Genomic DNA, 15092 nt, shown 5'->3' with positions numbered 1-15092 from the left:
GCCGGACCACGGGGCCGGCCGCCCCACCGGTGTATCGGGCGTCAGAAGAAGTCCGCCCACGGCTGGTCCCAGATCTGCTTCAGGGCCAGGACCAGGAACAGCAGGCCGGCGAGGGCCAGCATCCCGTTGCTGACGAAGCCGTTGCGCCATTCCCGGGGCGTGCGGGAGGAGTTCAGTAGCCAGATGAGGGTGCCGGCGAGGAAGGGGAGGAAGGCGGCGCCGAGGACGCCGTAGAGGATGATCAGGCGGAACGGCTGGCCCTGGAAGAGCAGGACGATGGGCGGGAAGGTCAGCCAGAGCAGGTACGCGCGGAACGGCCAGGACTTCTCCCGGCGGCCGGAGGCGACCTCCTCGCCCGTCACCGCCCCCTTCCTGCGGAAGCGTTCCACGAAGTCCGCGAACATCAGGCTCACGCCGTGCCAGACGCCGATGAGGGAGGTGTACGAAGTGGCGAAGAATCCGATCAGGAAGAACTTGGCGGTGGCCGTGCCGTACTCGTCGGCCAGGATGTCGCTGAGCTGGATCAGGCCCTTGTCGCCGCTGGCGATGGCGACGTTGGCGGAGTGCAGCAGTTCGGCGCCGACGAAGAGCATGGCGATCACGAAGATGCCGGTGGTGATGTACGCGACCCGGTTGTCGAGACGCATGACCTTCATCCAGCCGGTGTTGGTCCAGCCCTTGGCGTTGACCCAGTAGCCGTACGCGGCCAGCGTGATCGTGCCGCCGACGCCGCCGATCAGGCCGAGGGTGTTGAGGATCGAGTCCTTCTCGTCGGGGAGGACCGGCAACAGCCCCGCCAGCGCGTCCGGGAGGTTGGGGGTGACCCTGATCGCCAGGTAGACGGTCACCACGAACATGACGCCCACGAGGACCGTCATGACCTTCTCGAAGACCTCGTACTTGTTGAACCAGACGAAGACCAGACCGCTCAGGCCGCACAGGACGGCCCACCACTTGAGGTCCATGACGTCAGGGAACAGCGCCTGGAGGGGCAGGGCGCTGGAGGACATCGCGGCCGCGCCGTATACGAAGCCCCAGATCACGACGTACACGACGAAGAACCACGTCGTCCAGCGGCCGAGGCTCGCCCAGCCGTCGAAGAGGGTCCGGCCGGTGGACAGGTGCCAGCGGCCGGCCGCCTCGGCGAGGGAGATCTTGACGAGACAGCCGATGACGGCCGCCCACAACAGGGTGTAGCCGAAGTTGCTGCCCGCGATCAGGGTCGCGACCAGGTCGCCGGCCCCGACACCGGTCGCGGCGACGACGATGCCGGGGCCGATGTACTTCCAACTTGATGTGCGGGGTGGGGGGTTGGTGTCGGATGTTGCCGGGGTGTCAGTGGGGTTTCCCGTGGTGTCCGCCATGCAGGTCAAGTAACCGCATGGGCCCCGACCAGGCAAGAGGGCGTGCCCGGGATGCCTTTAGGGGCGCGGGGCTGTATCGATGTGCGGCTCCGCCGCGGGGCGCGACCAGCCACGACGGCGCCGCGGACGACCGACGGCCTCAGTGAACGGTGGCTTCAGTACCGGATGCCACCGAAGCCACCGGCCCCGCCGAACCCGCTCAACCCAGCGGAGCGGAACCGCAGCCGTCGGACCCGCACGTGCCGAGCTCGAACCACACGGTCTTGCCCGGCCCGTCCTGATGGCAACCCCAGCGCCCGGCGAGCGCGTCCACCAGGAACATCCCTCGGCCGCTCTCCGATATCTCCGTCGTTTGACGCACCCGGGGCGGGCGGCCGTCCGTGTCCGACACCTCGCAGCGCAGGACACCGTGCGCGGCCGACAGGGTCAGCTTCAGTCGGCTCTCCGCGTGCACCAGCGCGTTGGTGACGAGTTCGCTCACCAGCAGTTCCGCCGTGTCGGTCTGGTCGAGCAGTCCCCATCCCTCCAGCTGCCTGCGCACCTGCGCGCGGGCCTGTGCGGCGGCGGTGGGACGAGGGTCGTACTCGACGCTCAAGTGGCCCGCACCCATCGGCGGTTGGGGGTACGAGGCGTAATGGGGGCCGGAATCCGGAAGGAGTCCCCCGGAGAGTTGCAGCATGCTTCCAGGGTTGCCGCCGCACGTACGCGGCACACGGGGAGGAATACCCGTTTCCGGCCGTGCATATACCTGTTTCCCGCCCGGGTACGTCCACAATTGGGGGCGTACGCGCCTGATGGGCGTGTACGCGGTTGTGTAGGGCTTACGCACGCCGCGAACCCCCGGCCGGTTCCCGTCCGTTCCGGCCACGCCGCCCCGGGGCACCCACACCCCCACTCTTGACCTGGTCATGCCAGACCCGCACCATGAGCGCCACACCCGCACCAGGGCCTGCCGGGATCCCCACGGTCATCGGTCAGGCCCGAGGCACGTCGCAAGGATCCACCCCCCGCTCCACTCCCCACTTCCGGAGACCCCGGAATTCCTGGAGAAAATAGGAGACTTCATGCGACTCCGCATGCGCGGCAGGTCGGCGCCCGGCGGCACGGGCAGGAGATCAGGCCGCCGCACCGCCGCCCTCGCCACCCTGCTGGCCCTGGCTCTCGCCGCCCCGGTCGCCGCGACGACCACGGACGCGACGGCGACCAGCGCCGAGCGACCCAAGGCCTCGGCGGACGACATCCGCCAGTACGAGGTCCACATGCACTCGGACAGCAAGTCCCGCACGGCGCTGCAACAGGCCGGCGTGACCGTGGACGACGCCGACGACCACTCGGTGTTCATCTCCGGGCGCGCGGACCAGATCAAGAAGCTGAAGCAACAGGGCTACGAGGTCACGCCGCTCGGCGCGGTCCCCGACCGGTCGAACGGCGAGGACGACGTACGGCTCTTCGACTTCCCGTCCGCCGACTCCCGCTACCACAACTACGCGGAGATGACGAACGAGATCAACTCCGTGGTCTCGGCGAACAGTTCCATCGCCAGCCAGCGGGTCATCGGCACCTCGTACCAGGGCCGGAACATCGTCGCCATCAAGATCAGCGACAACGTCGGCACGGACGAGGCCGAGCCCGAGGTGCTGTTCACCCACCACCAGCACGCCCGTGAGCACCTCACCGTCGAGATGGCGCTCTACCTGCTCAACGAGCTGACCTCCGACTACGGGACCGACTCCCGGGTCACCAACATGGTGAACAACCGCGAGATCTGGATCATCCCGGACCTCAACCCGGACGGCGGAGAGTACGACGTCGCCACCGGCTCGTACCGCTCGTGGCGCAAGAACCGGCAGCCCAACAGCGGTTCGTCGGCCGTCGGCACCGACCTCAACCGCAACTGGAACTACCGCTGGGGCTGCTGCGGCGGCTCGTCCGGCTCCACCTCCTCGGACACCTACCGGGGTACGGCCGCCGAGTCCGCGCCCGAGGTGAAGGTCGTCGCGAACTTCGTGCGCAGCCGGGTCGTCGGCGGGGTCCAGCAGATCAGGACCGGCATCGACTTCCACACGTACAGCGAGCTGGTGCTGTGGCCGTTCGGGTACACGACCGCCGACACGACGACGGGGATGACGGCGGACGACCGCAACGCGTTCGCGACCGTCGGCGGGAAGATGGCCACCAGCAACGGGTACACGCCCGAGCAGGCCAGTGACCTCTACATCACGGACGGGTCGATCGACGACTGGCTGTGGGGCAACCAGAAGATCTTCGCCTACACGTTCGAGATGTACCCGGGGTCGGCCGGGGGTGGCGGGTTCTACCCGCCCGACGAGGTCATCGCCCGGGAGACCGCGCGGAACCGGGACGCGGTGTTGCAGCTGCTGGAGAACTCGGACTGCATGTACCGGTCGATCGGCAAGGAAGCGCAGTATTGCTAGGCCGGTAGTGCCGGTGCCGGTGCCGGTGCCGCTTCCGTGAGTGGGGAACTGCGCGTCCGTTGTGGCTGGTCGCGCAGTTCCCCGCGCCCCTTACGGGGCGCTTTACTCGGACTCGACCGATTCCTCGGCCGAGTCCTCGGCCTTCTTCTCCTCGCCGTCGTCGAAGTACGCGTCCAGGACCTCGTCGATCTGCGTCTCCCACGCGGCGTGCTCGGACCTGGCCTTGGCCTCGATCTCGATGGGGTACCAGCGGCGGTCGGGGGTGTGGACGGTGACCGTGAACCGCTTGCCGAAGCGGGGGGACTCCGTCTCGATCGCGCCGATCTCGTCCCAGCCGAACTCGCACTCCTGGTCGTCCAGGCGCAGCCGTACGCCACGGCTGTCGGCGACGATCTTCGCGCGGCGGTCGGAGGCCTCGAAGACGGGGCCGTCGGCCGCGTCCTCGGCGGCGTCTTCGTCCGCGTCCGGGCCCGCGCCCGCTTCCGCGTCGTCGGCCGAGGTCTTCTCGGCGGGGGTCTTCGCGACGGACGTCTTGGACGCCTTCGACGTCTTCTCGGCGGCAGCCGGCTCGTCCTGCTCCGGGGCGGCCTCGTCCGGCGCCTCGGGCTCCGTCGGTTTGATGTCCTCCGGCTCCTCCTGCTTCTCCTTCTTCACGGACACCGGTGCCGTGAGTCCGGGGATGTGCGACGGGTCGACCGCGGCGGCGGCCAGGGGCTGGTTGTTCGAACCGATGCGCTGCTCCACAGCGGGCAGTATGGTCGACGACCCTGTGCCAAGGACAGTCGGGCCAGGCATATGTCCGTATCTCAGTTGCACAATCTCGCCCTGGCGCTCTGTGCGCCGCGCACACGTCCGTACGAACACGTCCATACGAACACGCTCAGGACCGCGGCGGGGATGGTGAGGGGGTGGTGCGGGGGGGGGTGGTGCGGGATCGCGGCCGGGCGGGGATGCCGGACTCAGCTGTCCAGTACCGCCAGCGCGTCGATCTCGATCAGGAGGCCTGCCGGGAGGCCGACGTAGACCGTCGTGCGGGCTGCCGGGGCCGCGGTGAGGTGTCGTGCGAAGTACTCGTTGTAGAGCGCGTTCATCTCGGCGAAGTGGTCCACGTCGGTCAGGTAGACGCGGATCATCATCACGTCGTCCCAGGTGGCGCCGCCCTCCTCCAGGATCACCTGGACGTTGGCGAGGGTCTGGAGGGTCTGGTCGCGGAGGGTGGGGCCGGCCGGGGTCGGGGGCTGCCCCTCGACGGCCGGGAGGAAGCCGACCTGGCCGGCGACCTGGAGGATGTTGCCCTTTTTGACGCCGTGGGAGAACTTCGCGGGCGGGGCGGTGTGGGTCTTCGGGGTGAGCGCGATCTTGTCGGTCATACGGTGTCCTTCGCTGGGGTTCTGCCGGAGTACTCGCCGCTGATCGCGTCCGCGGTGCGGCGGACCAGCGGCAGCAGGGTGAGGAGTTCGTCGGCGGTGACGACGACGTTGGGCGCGGAGACCGACATCGCGGCGACGACCCGGCCGTCGGCGCCGCGGACGGGCGCGGCGACGCAGTTGATGGACTCCTCGTGGCCGCCGAGGTCGGTGGCCCAGCCCTGTTCGCGGACCCGCGCCAGCTCCTTGAGGAAGGCGGGGGCGTTGGGGGTCGAACGGGGCGTGTACATGGGGTAGTCGAGCTTCTCCGCGAGGGCGCGGCGCTCGGCTTCGGGGAGGTCGGCGAGGCACAGCTTGGCGACGGCGGCGACCGTGATGGCGACCGGCTTGCCGATCCGGGAGTACATACGGACCGGGTAGCGGCTCTCGACCTTGTCGATGTAGAGGACCTCGTTCTCCTCGTAGACGGCGAGGTGGACGGTGTGGCCGCAGTGCTCGTTGAGGCGTACGAGGTGGGGGTGGGCGATCTCGCGGATGTCGAGGTTCTCCACGGCCTCCTGGGCGAGGGCGAAGAGGCGGGCGCCCAGGCGGTAGCGCTGGTCGGACTGGCGGTAGACGAGGCCGTGTTCGTGGAGGGTCCGCAGGAGGCGCAGGGCCGTGGACTTGTGGACGCCCAGGCGGTCGGCGACCCGGCCGAGGTCGGCGGGGCCCTCGGCCAGCAGCGGCAGGATGCTCAGTGCGCGGTCGACGGTCTGGCTCATGGGGTGCGTACCTCCTCGGGGGCCTGATCGGCTTGCGTCCAGCCGGGGCCGAGTCGAAGTCTCCCCCACGCCTCGTCGGACAGGGCCGCCAGGCGATCGGCGAGGTCACGGGACGGCGGGGCGGCGAGGTCTCCGGGGACGGTCAGGGCGGCCGCGGCCATGAGATGACCGTGCCGGAGCCGGGCACGGTCGGGAAGGCCGCGGAGTGTCGCGGACAGAAACCCGGCGGCGAAGGCGTCCCCGGCCCCGATGGTCGCCACGACTTCGACGTCCAGGGCGGGGACGAAGGTTTCGTGGGCGGGGGTTCCGAGGGCGGAGGCTTCGCGAGCGGAGGCCCCGAGGGCGGAGCTCCCGAGGGCGGAGGCTTCCCGAGCGGAGCTCCCGAGGGCGGAGGCTCCGAGGGCGGAGGCTCCGAGGGCGGAGGCTTCCCGAGCGGGGGTCCCGAGGCCGGGGGTCCCGAGGGCGGAGGCTTCCCGAGCGGAGGTCCCGAGGGCGGAGGTCGAGCCGGGGTGGGTGCCGCTCGCCCCGACCGGCCGGGAGCCGCCGTCCGTCGGCCAGATGCCGCCGTCCATGGGCCGGGAACCGCCCGGGTCGGCCGGACCATCCTCAGCCTCGCCGCCCCCGCCGCCCCCGCCGCCGTCCACAGGCCGGAAGCCGTCCTGGCCGGGCTGACTGCCCTCTGCCCGGCCGCTATCTGCCCAGCCGCTCTCGGCCCGACCGTCCTCAGCCCGGCCCCGGCCCGGGCCCCGGCGGAACAGCGTCGCTCCGCGCGCCCCCTGCTTCACCACCAACACATCCGGCTCCGGCAGCAGCCTCCGGACCGCCGTCGGTCCGCCCGTGATGCCCCAAACCTCCTTCGCCTCGTCCTCGCCGACGAACACGAGGTCGGCGGCGCGGGCCAGTTCGAGGAGGACGCGCGGGCCGTCGGCGTCGTGCCACAGGCCCGGCCGGTGGTTGACGTCGAAGGAGATCAGGGGGCGGCCCGGGTGGGGGGCCGTCAGCTCGCGGAGCAGCCGCAGGCAGTCGCCGGACAGGGCGGCCGTGATCCCCGAGAGGTGCAGTACGCGTCCGGCGCGCACCGCCGCGAGGTCCACGGTCCGCGCCGACATCGCCGAGGCGGCCGAACCGGCCCGGTAGTAGGCGACCTCGTGCGCGTCCGTGGCCCGGTCCCCCGCCGTACGGAAGTACACGCCCGTAGGACGCGCCGGATCCCGCTCGACGGACGTCACGTCCACGCCGTGTCCGCCGATCGTCTCGACCAGGTGGTCCCCGAACCCGTCGGCCCCCACCCGGCTCACCCACCGGACCGTGTGCCCGGCCGCCGCCAGCGCGCACGCGACGTTGGACTCGGCACCGCCGATGGCCCGCTCGAAGGAGGGGACGTCTGCGAGGCGCCCGGGGCGGGTGGGAAGGAACGTGACCATGGACTCTCCGAGCGCGACGACATCCGTGCCGGGGGTCACGATGATGGAGGCTCCTCGTCACGTCGCTGGGGCGGGCTCGGCACCGTTGACCCGGCGCTGGCTGGGATGTTAGACAGCTGCGAGCGACATACGCAATGAACGTTGCATCATTTGCAACGCACGTCGTCAGGGAGGAACCCATGAGTGTCGAGAGTGTCGAAGCGCTGGCCCGGCTGGCCGCCGAACGCGTCGACCACCGGTTCAAGGGCCTCCCCCCGGACGCCGACGGCCTCTCGGTGGCCGAACTGGCCGCGCAGGGCCGGAACCTGTTCACCGGTGGCTTCACCACTCCCGTGCTCGCCCTGTCCGCCGAGCGCCTTGAGCACAACCTGGCGCTGATGGAGACCTACGCCGCCCGCCACGGCCTCGCCTTCGCCCCGCACGGCAAGACCTCCATGGCACCGCAGCTGTTCTGGCGGCAGATCGAGCGCGGCGCGTGGGGCATCACCCTCGCCGTGCCCCATCAGATGCGCGTGGCGCGGGCGTTCGGGATCGAGCGGATCTTCCTCGGCAACCAGCTCGTCGACCCCGCCGCCCTGCGCTGGGTCGCCGCCGAGCTCGCGGCCGACCCGTCCTTCCGGTTCGTCTGTTACGTCGACTCCGTGCGCGGTGTCGAGCTGATGGACGCGGCGCTGCGGGGCTCCGCCCGCCCGGTGGACGTCGTCGTGGAGCTGGGCGCGGGCGAGGGCGCGCGTACCGGCGTCCGTACGGAGGTGGAGTGCGCGGCGGTCGCGGACGCGGTGGCCGCGACCGGGACGCTGCGGCTGGTGGGGGTCGCCGGGTACGAGGGCGAGGTGCCGCGGGCCGACCCCGAGCGGGTGGGTGCGTGGCTGCGCCGGCTCACCGCGCTGGCCGTCGACTTCGACAAGGCGGGGCGGTTCGCGGGGCTGGACGAGGTCGTGGTCAGCGCGGGCGGCAGCGCCTGGTTCGACACGGTGGCCGAGGTGTTCGCCGAGCTCCCCGAACTGTCCGTGCCCGTACTGAAGTTGCTGCGGTCGGGCGCGTACGTCTCGCACGACGCCGGCCACTACCGCCGGATCACCCCCTTCAACCGCGTCCCCGAGGAAGGCGCCCTGGAGCCCGCGTTCCGGCTCTGGGCCCAGGTCGTCTCCCGCCCCTCCCCCGACCAGGCCTTCGCCAACGCGGGCAAGCGCGACGCCGCGTACGACCTCGACCTGCCCGCCGCCGAGGTCGTACGGGACGCCGCCACGGGCACGGTCCGCGACGCCGCCGGGCTCACGGTGACGGGCCTGTCCGACCAGCACGCGTGGCTGCGCACGGAGGCCGGGGCCGCGCTGGAGGTCGGCGACTGGGTGGGGCTCGGGTTGTCGCATCCGTGCACGTCGTTCGACAAGTGGAAGCTGATTCCGGTGGTGGAGGCGGACGGGACGGTCGTGGACTACGTCCGCACGTTCTTCTGAGCCCACCGAACCTCCGCCCGGCGCCCACCCCTCCCGCCCGCCTCCGGTCCCCGAAAGGTGGCACACATGGACCTGGTCTTCCGTGACGCCGAGGTCGTGGACGGTTCCGGCGCCCCCTCCTACCGCGCCGACGTGGTCGTGGCGGACGGCAGGATCACGTCGATCGTCAAGGAAGCGGCCGCGGCGGGGTGCCAGCGCCCCCGGGCCACGCGGGAGCTGGACGCCGAGGGCCTGGTCCTGGCCCCCGGCTTCGTCGACATGCACGCCCACAGCGACCTCGCGCTCCTGCGGGACCCCGAGCACACCGCGAAGGCGGCGCAGGGGGTGACCCTGGAGGTCGTCGGCCAGGACGGGCTGTCGTACGCGCCGGTCGACGACCGCACCCTCGACGAGGTCCGCCGCGCGATCACCGGCTGGAACGGCCACGGCGACGACATCGACTTCACCTGGCGCTCGGTCGGCGAGTACCTGGACCGCCTCGACCACGGCTTCGGCGGCGAGGGCATCGCCGTGAACGCCGCGTACCTCGTCCCGCAGGGCACGGTCCGCATGCTCGCCGTGGGCTGGGAGGACCGGAAGGCGACACCTCAAGAGCTGGACCGTATGCGGGAGTTGGTGGCGGCGGGCCTGCGGGAGGGCGCGGTCGGCATGTCGTCGGGCCTCACCTACACCCCCGGCATGTACGCCGAGGACGCCGAACTCACCGAGCTGTGCCGGGTGGTGGCGTCGTACGACGGCTACTACTGCCCGCACCACCGCTCGTACGGGGCGGGCGCGCTCCAGGCGTACGAGGAGATGGTCGCCCTGACCCGCGAGGCCGGCTGCGCCCTCCATCTGGCCCACGCCACCATGAACTTCGGCGTGAACAAGGGCCGGGCGCCCGAGCTCCTCACCCTCCTCGACGACGCGCTCGCGGCCGGCGCGGACATCACGCTCGACTCGTACCCCTACACCCCCGGCTGCACGACCCTCGTGGCGCTGCTGCCGAGCTGGGCGAGCGAGGGCGGTCCGGAGGCGATTCTCGCGCGGCTGAGGGACGACGACACGGCCGAGCGCGTCCGGCACCACACGGAGGTCGTCGGCGCCGACGGCTGCCACGGCGTGCCCGTCGAGTGGGACACCATCGAGCTCTCGGGCGTCACCGACCCGGCGCTGTCGTCGTACGTGGGTCGCACGGTCGCGCGGTCGGCGGAGGAGCACGGCGAGGACCCCTGGGTCACCGCCCGCCGGCTGCTCGTCGAGGACCGGCTCGGTTCGACGATCCTCCAGCACGTCGGGCACGAGGAGAACGTGCGGACCATCATGCGCCACCGCGTCCACACCGGCGGCTCCGACGGCATCCTGCGCGGCGACAAGCCGCACCCGCGCGCGTACGGGACGTTCCCCCACTATCTCGGCCGGTACGTGAGGGAGTTGGGTGTGCTCTCCCTGGAGGAGTGCGTCGCCCACCTCACCTCACGCCCCGCCGCGCGGCTCCGCCTCGCGGACCGGGGACTCGTCCGCGAGGGGTACCGCGCCGACCTCGTCCTCTTCGACCCGGCGACCGTGGCCGCCGGGTCGACGTACGAGGCACCGCGCACCCTGCCCACCGGGATCCCGTACGTCCTGATCGACGGCCGTTTCGTCATCGAGGACGGCCGCCGGACGGACGTACTGGCGGGCCGGGCGATCCGGCGGGGGCACTGAGGGTGTTCGCTACGGCTTTCGCTACGGCTTGGGAAGGATGCAGCCGCTGCGGGTGAGGTCGAGCTTGTTGTCCACGCCGAAGCAGGCGGGGACGTGCCAGGTCTGCTGGGCGTAGTTGATGCCCTGGCGGACGGTCACGGTGCCGTTCGCGTCGACCTCGCAGGGGTTGTTGACGGTGCAGCGCTCGCCGCTCTCGTTGCCCGTGTTGTTGACGCCGACGACCTTGCCGGTGGCGTCATTGAGGACCGGGGAACCCGAGGTGCCGCCGATGGTGTTGCAGGCGGAGGTGTAACGGATCGAGTCCTTCCAGGTCCAGTCGCCCTCCTTGAGGCGGTACGCGTTCCCGTCGACACTGCAGCTGTAGATCCGCTTCCAGTACCCGGAGACGACCTTGATGGCGGTGCCGGCGGCCGGGCGGGCGGTGTCGTAGACCAGGGCGTCGATGCCGTACGAGCTCTTGATCTGCGCGTAGGTGGTGGTGAGCTGGTACAGCGCCATGTCGGTGTCGGTCATCGTGCCGTACGCGATCTTGCTGGCGCGCAGCGTGCCGACGCGGGTGCCGGCGGAGTTGAGCAGACCGAAGGTGCGGGTGGAGGCCTTGTCGACGATGACCTGGCCGGCGGCCGGGAAGCCGCTCTCCAGACAGTGGCCGTTGGTCATCACCAGCGCCGGGTCGTTGTCCTCGGAGGCGGGCATCCGGACGACCGAGCCGGAACAGTTGCTGAGCGAGACGGTGCCGGCGAAGTTGACGGCCTGGACCGCCGGGGCCGGGGCCGCGACGTCGGCCACGGCCTTGTTCGCCGTCCCGACGAGCGTCCCGACCGCCGTCTTCACGGGCGCCGCCGCGGGCTCCGGCGCCGCGACCGCCGGTGCCGCGCCCGCCCCGGTGATCACCAGGGCGAACAGCGAGGCAACGAGAGGCTTTCTCATGTGGGGGTCCCCTCTTGCTACGTGGGTGACAGAAGATCTTCCGGCCACCGCAGTTTGTCATGCGCATTGTGAAGGTGAAGTGCAGGACGAGCAAGGAGTTGGTTCCGGCCGCGCGATCTTCGGCCAGGGGGTGGGTCGGGGTCGAGGGGTGGGTCGGGGTCGAGGGGTGACTGGAGACGGGAGACGGGAGACGGGAGACGGGAGGCGGGAGGCGGGAGGCGGGAGGCGGGTGATGAGGCACGGGTGATGAGGGACGGGTGACGGGAGACGAGCGACAGGAGGCAGGCGACGGGAGGCGGTGCGGATGGCGCGACGGCGGCAGAGGCGAGCGAGGCGTCAACTCGCCCGCTCACCACATGTCTTCATATGGCTGGCCCGACGGGCGGCTCCGCATGCCTCACCTGTGCGCACCGCCCGGCGGCGGCCGGCGCGGTGCCGCGGCGCACGGGCAGGACGCCGAGCGCGTCCGACAGGGGCACGCGCCCCCCGTCCACCGGCACGCGCGGTCACCACTGACCCGCCGGACCGCATCCCCGCCACCGACGCCCCCCCCCCGACGACCAGGGGCTTCCCCCACTCCGGTCACCGCCGAGCGACCCCCTGGGGCCTCCTGGGCTACCTGGGGCCCTTCGTCGCTCCTTGGCCCCGGCCCTGGTTGCCGTTGGAGTTGCCTCGGGGTGAGGACGTCGCCGGGGCGGAGGGCGAGGCGGACGAGGTGGCCGAGGTCGGGGTGGGGGATGTGGAGCCGGAGGGCTCGGGAGTGGTGGCGGCCGAGGAGGGCCGCGTGGAGGTGTCGGGGGATGCCGTGGCCCCCGTACCGGCGGATCCGCCGGCCGACGGGGAGGCCGTCTCCGCGTCGCCGGACGGAGCGGCGGCCGGGGTGGACCCGAGGGGCGCCGGGGCATCCGGACCTTCCTGGCCCGAGGGGCCGGACCCGGCCAGTCCGGCCACCGCGACGCCCACGAGCACCGCGGCGCCGATACCGCCCGCGATCAACACGCGGCGCCGCCGGGCCCGGCGCCGCCCGAGCGTGACCCGCCGACCGTCCAGCGGCCGCGCCCGACGCCCGGCCGCGTCCAGGGCCTCCGGGTCGCCCTGCCCACCCCTCGCGCCCGGGCCACCTGCCCCGTACGGCGCACCCTCGGCATACGGCGCGCTCTCGGCGTACGGCGCACCCTCGGCGTACGGCGGCGCATCCGTCGCGTACGCCTCGGCCTCGCCGTACGGCACCCGCCCCGCCGCAGAACCGTTTCTTCCGCCCGAGCCGTCCCCGACCGCACCCGGGCCGTCCACCACGATCTCGTCCAGCTGAACGGTGTCGTCGTACGCGTTCTGCCAGCCGTGGGCGGCGGCGGGGTCCGTGAACGCCTCGTAGGCGGGGGTGCCATGGGAGTCGTCGAGGGGGTGGTACACGTTCGGCGGTCTCCGGAGGTCGGCCTCGTTCCGGTCCGGTCCGTGCGACCTGTCCACGCCGCCCACCCCATTCATGTCGTTCCGCTGCTTTCGTGTCGTGTGCCGTATGACCACGTGCCGCGCGGTCGAGGACCGGGCGGTGGGGACGGCCGGGCCTGCTGGCGGATTGTAGAGAGGAGGAGGGCCGGGGGGACAGCCGCGGGGCATTTCGGCGTATAGCGGCCCGTCCACGTGGTGGAAAACACGACCCGGAACGCGTTACCGGGCCGTAAGCTCACGGACATGCAGGTGATCCAGTCGACCAAGCTCGCCAACGTCTGTTACGAGATCCGGGGCCCGGTGCTCGAGGAGGCGATGCGGCTAGAGGCTGCGGGGCATCGGATCCTCAAGCTGAACACCGGGAATCCGGCCGCGTTCGGCTTCGAGTGTCCGCCGGAGATTCTGGAGGACATCCTCCGGAACGTGTCGTCGTCCCACGGGTACGGCGACGCGAAGGGCCTGCTCGCCGCGCGCCGGGCGGTCGTCATGCACAACCAGACGATCGGCATCGAGACGGACGTCGAGCACGTCTTCATCGGCAACGGCGCCTCCGAGCTGATCGTCATGGCGATGCAGGGCCTGCTCGACGACGGCGACGAGGTCCTCGTACCGTCCCCGGACTACCCGCTGTGGACGGCGGCGGTCTCCCTGTCCGGCGGTACGGCCGTGCACTACCGCTGCGACGAGCAGTCCGACTGGATGCCGGACCTCGCGGACGTGGAGCGGAAGGTCACCGACCGCACCAAGGCGATCGTCATCATCAACCCGAACAACCCGACGGGCGCGGTGTACGACGAGGCGATGCTGCGGGGCCTGACGGACATCGCGCGCCGCCACAACCTCCTCGTCTGCTCGGACGAGATCTACGACAAGATCCTCTACGACGGCGCCACGCACACCCCGACCGCCGCGATCGCTCCCGACCTGCTGACCCTCACCTTCAACGGCATGTCGAAGGCGTACCGGGTGGCCGGCTACCGGGTGGGCTGGATGGCCATCTCCGGGCCGCGCGCGCACGCCGACTCCTACATCGAGGGTCTGACGATCCTCGCGAACATGCGGCTGTGCGCGAACATGCCGGGGCAGCACGGCGTCGTCGCCGCACTCAGCGGACGCCAGACGATCAACGACCTGGTCCTGCCGGGCGGCCGGCTCAAGGAGCAGCGGGACGTCGCGTACGAGCTGCTCACACAGATCCCGGGCGTCTCGTGCGTGAAGCCGAAGGGGGCGCTGTATCTCTTCCCGCGCCTCGACCCGAACGTCTTCAAGATCAAGGACGACCGCCAGATGGTCCTCGACCTGCTCCGGCAGGAGAAGATCATGGTCGTCCAGGGCACCGGGTTCAACTGGGCCGAGCCCGATCACTTCCGGGTGGTCACCCTGCCGACGGTGGGCGACCTGCGGTCCGCGATCACCCGGATCGGGAACTTCCTGGACGGCTACGGGCAGGCGTGACGGCGCGCGCCGATCACGGCGAACCAGGACTTTCGGACGTCACTCAACTTTAGACGGAATCCAAGGTAGAGTGGTCGTCCGAGAGCTTGGAGGCCATCCCATGTACGAGCCGATCCGCACCAAGTCGGTCCACACGATGGCCGGCACGACCTCCTCCGACTTCCCTCACCGTTCGCGCGAGGAAGAGCTGGACATCCAGCTCGCGGGTCATCTGGCGGCGCTGCTGGCGGCGACCGACGAGCTCCGCGCCCTGACCCCCTCCGACGACCTCGACGCGGCGGCGGAGGCGCTGGCCGCGCGGGTCGCCCGGCTGCGGGGCGGCCTTCCGCCGGTACGCTCCGCTTCGGGCGGAGGCGAGGAGGATGTCGCCGCGCTCCACCGGCGCGCACACGCCCTCGCGGGGCGGGCCCTGGTCGTCGCGGCGTCCCGCGCGGACACGGCGTCCGCGATCCTGGCGGCCGAGCGGATGGACGCGCACGCCGGCGTCCCGTTGAGCGCCTAATAGCTCGGGGGCGAGTGCCATCGGGCGTCTGCGGGTGGTGCGTGGTTGCTCACGCCGTTCCCCGCGCCCCTGAAAAGCCGGGGCTACGCCCCATGCTTCTCAGCCCACACGCCCATCGCCTTCCAGGCCCGCAGGCCCGTCGCCTTCCAGGCCCGCAGGGCCTGGTCTTTCAGGGGCGCGGGGAACTGCGCGACCAGCCCCCACCGGACCCGCACCCACCCGACATCCGAACCCCCCGAACCCCCACCCGGCCCGG

General features: G+C 71.3%; 13 protein-coding genes. 5 read left to right on the top strand and 8 right to left on the bottom strand.

The features are described 5' to 3' along the window. Positions 1 to 41: 41 nt before the first annotated feature. Entirely contained in the window at positions 42 to 1364 is a 1323-nt protein-coding gene (locus OG202_RS31515) for an Nramp family divalent metal transporter (RefSeq protein WP_326578074.1), read from the bottom strand. Between the two features lie 199 nt (positions 1365 to 1563). After that, entirely contained in the window at positions 1564 to 1974 is a 411-nt protein-coding gene (locus OG202_RS31510; protein WP_326585640.1) for an ATP-binding protein, read from the bottom strand. Between the two features lie 454 nt (positions 1975 to 2428). Here OG202_RS31510 and OG202_RS31505 point away from each other — a divergent pair, with 454 nt between their 5' ends. Continuing rightward, the gene (locus OG202_RS31505) at positions 2429 to 3799 is read left to right on the top strand and encodes a M14 family metallopeptidase (protein WP_327728004.1); all 1371 of its coding nucleotides are present in this window, start codon (positions 2429 to 2431) and stop codon (positions 3797 to 3799) included. Positions 3800 to 3901: 102 nt separating this feature from the next. Here OG202_RS31505 and OG202_RS31500 read toward each other — a convergent pair whose 3' ends face one another. The 4 genes from OG202_RS31500 to OG202_RS31485 form a co-directional block, all read right to left on the bottom strand. Beyond that, a complete protein-coding gene (locus OG202_RS31500) occupies positions 3902 to 4543 on the bottom strand; it encodes a hypothetical protein (RefSeq protein ID WP_327728005.1) in 642 nt (213 codons plus the stop codon). A gap of 215 nt (positions 4544 to 4758) precedes the next feature. Then, positions 4759 to 5169: a RidA family protein gene (locus tag OG202_RS31495; RefSeq protein ID WP_328223944.1), complete on the bottom strand. Its 411-nt coding sequence runs from the start codon at positions 5167 to 5169 to the stop codon at positions 4759 to 4761. Then, complete coding sequence (locus tag OG202_RS31490) at positions 5166 to 5927, bottom strand: IclR family transcriptional regulator (RefSeq protein ID WP_326578078.1); 762 nt, start codon at positions 5925 to 5927, stop codon at positions 5166 to 5168. The genes OG202_RS31495 and OG202_RS31490 overlap by 4 nt, the downstream gene beginning before the upstream one ends. After that, the gene (locus OG202_RS31485) at positions 5924 to 7390 is read right to left on the bottom strand and encodes a PfkB family carbohydrate kinase (RefSeq protein WP_443052305.1); all 1467 of its coding nucleotides are present in this window, start codon (positions 7388 to 7390) and stop codon (positions 5924 to 5926) included. Before OG202_RS31485 ends, OG202_RS31490 begins: the two co-directional genes overlap by 4 nt. Before the next feature lie 140 nt (positions 7391 to 7530). Between OG202_RS31485 and OG202_RS31480 the strand changes: the two genes are divergently transcribed. Both OG202_RS31480 and OG202_RS31475 read left to right on the top strand, forming a co-directional pair. Further along, positions 7531 to 8811, top strand: coding sequence for an amino acid deaminase (locus OG202_RS31480; RefSeq protein WP_328223943.1), 1281 nt, complete (start codon positions 7531 to 7533; stop codon positions 8809 to 8811). A gap of 66 nt (positions 8812 to 8877) precedes the next feature. Beyond that, positions 8878 to 10497 (top strand): N-acyl-D-amino-acid deacylase family protein, encoded by a 1620-nt coding sequence (locus OG202_RS31475; protein ID WP_328223942.1) that lies wholly within the window; start codon positions 8878 to 8880, stop codon positions 10495 to 10497. A gap of 21 nt (positions 10498 to 10518) precedes the next feature. Here OG202_RS31475 and OG202_RS31470 read toward each other — a convergent pair whose 3' ends face one another. Both OG202_RS31470 and OG202_RS31465 read right to left on the bottom strand, forming a co-directional pair. Next, entirely contained in the window at positions 10519 to 11427 is a 909-nt protein-coding gene (locus tag OG202_RS31470) for a trypsin-like serine peptidase (protein ID WP_326578081.1), read from the bottom strand. A 615-nt stretch (positions 11428 to 12042) separates the two neighbouring features. Continuing rightward, the gene (locus OG202_RS31465) at positions 12043 to 12897 is read right to left on the bottom strand and encodes a hypothetical protein (RefSeq protein WP_328223941.1); all 855 of its coding nucleotides are present in this window, start codon (positions 12895 to 12897) and stop codon (positions 12043 to 12045) included. 225 nt (positions 12898 to 13122) lie between these two features. Between OG202_RS31465 and OG202_RS31460 the strand changes: the two genes are divergently transcribed. Together OG202_RS31460 and OG202_RS31455 are read left to right on the top strand one after the other, a co-directional pair. Further along, on the top strand, positions 13123 to 14334 hold the full coding sequence (locus OG202_RS31460) for a pyridoxal phosphate-dependent aminotransferase (protein ID WP_220646775.1): 1212 nt from the start codon (positions 13123 to 13125) through the stop codon (positions 14332 to 14334). Positions 14335 to 14434: 100 nt separating this feature from the next. Beyond that, complete coding sequence (locus OG202_RS31455) at positions 14435 to 14836, top strand: SCO4983 family protein (RefSeq protein WP_326578085.1); 402 nt, start codon at positions 14435 to 14437, stop codon at positions 14834 to 14836. The last annotated feature ends 256 nt before the right edge of the window (positions 14837 to 15092 follow it).

The organism is Streptomyces sp. NBC_00310 (assembly GCF_036208085.1).
Lineage (GTDB): Bacteria > Actinomycetota > Actinomycetes > Streptomycetales > Streptomycetaceae > Streptomyces.
Note: the sequence above shows the minus strand (reverse complement) of the source record. Positions and strands in the feature narration are given on the sequence as shown.

Excerpts from the sequence above, each read along its gene's own strand:
- OG202_RS31515 (WP_326578074.1), bottom strand. The coding sequence starts at position 1,364 with ATGGCGGACACCACGGGAAACCCCACTGACACCCCGGCAACATCCGAC.
- OG202_RS31510 (WP_326585640.1), bottom strand. The coding sequence starts at position 1,974 with ATGGGTGCGGGCCACTTGAGCGTCGAGTACGACCCTCGTCCCACCGCC.
- OG202_RS31505 (WP_327728004.1), top strand. The coding sequence starts at position 2,429 with ATGCGACTCCGCATGCGCGGCAGGTCGGCGCCCGGCGGCACGGGCAGG.
- OG202_RS31495 (WP_328223944.1), bottom strand. The coding sequence starts at position 5,169 with ATGACCGACAAGATCGCGCTCACCCCGAAGACCCACACCGCCCCGCCC.
- OG202_RS31490 (WP_326578078.1), bottom strand. The coding sequence starts at position 5,927 with ATGAGCCAGACCGTCGACCGCGCACTGAGCATCCTGCCGCTGCTGGCC.
- OG202_RS31480 (WP_328223943.1), top strand. The coding sequence starts at position 7,531 with ATGAGTGTCGAGAGTGTCGAAGCGCTGGCCCGGCTGGCCGCCGAACGC.
- OG202_RS31475 (WP_328223942.1), top strand. The coding sequence starts at position 8,878 with ATGGACCTGGTCTTCCGTGACGCCGAGGTCGTGGACGGTTCCGGCGCC.
- OG202_RS31470 (WP_326578081.1), bottom strand. The coding sequence starts at position 11,427 with ATGAGAAAGCCTCTCGTTGCCTCGCTGTTCGCCCTGGTGATCACCGGG.
- OG202_RS31460 (WP_220646775.1), top strand. The coding sequence starts at position 13,123 with ATGCAGGTGATCCAGTCGACCAAGCTCGCCAACGTCTGTTACGAGATC.
- OG202_RS31455 (WP_326578085.1), top strand. The coding sequence starts at position 14,435 with ATGTACGAGCCGATCCGCACCAAGTCGGTCCACACGATGGCCGGCACG.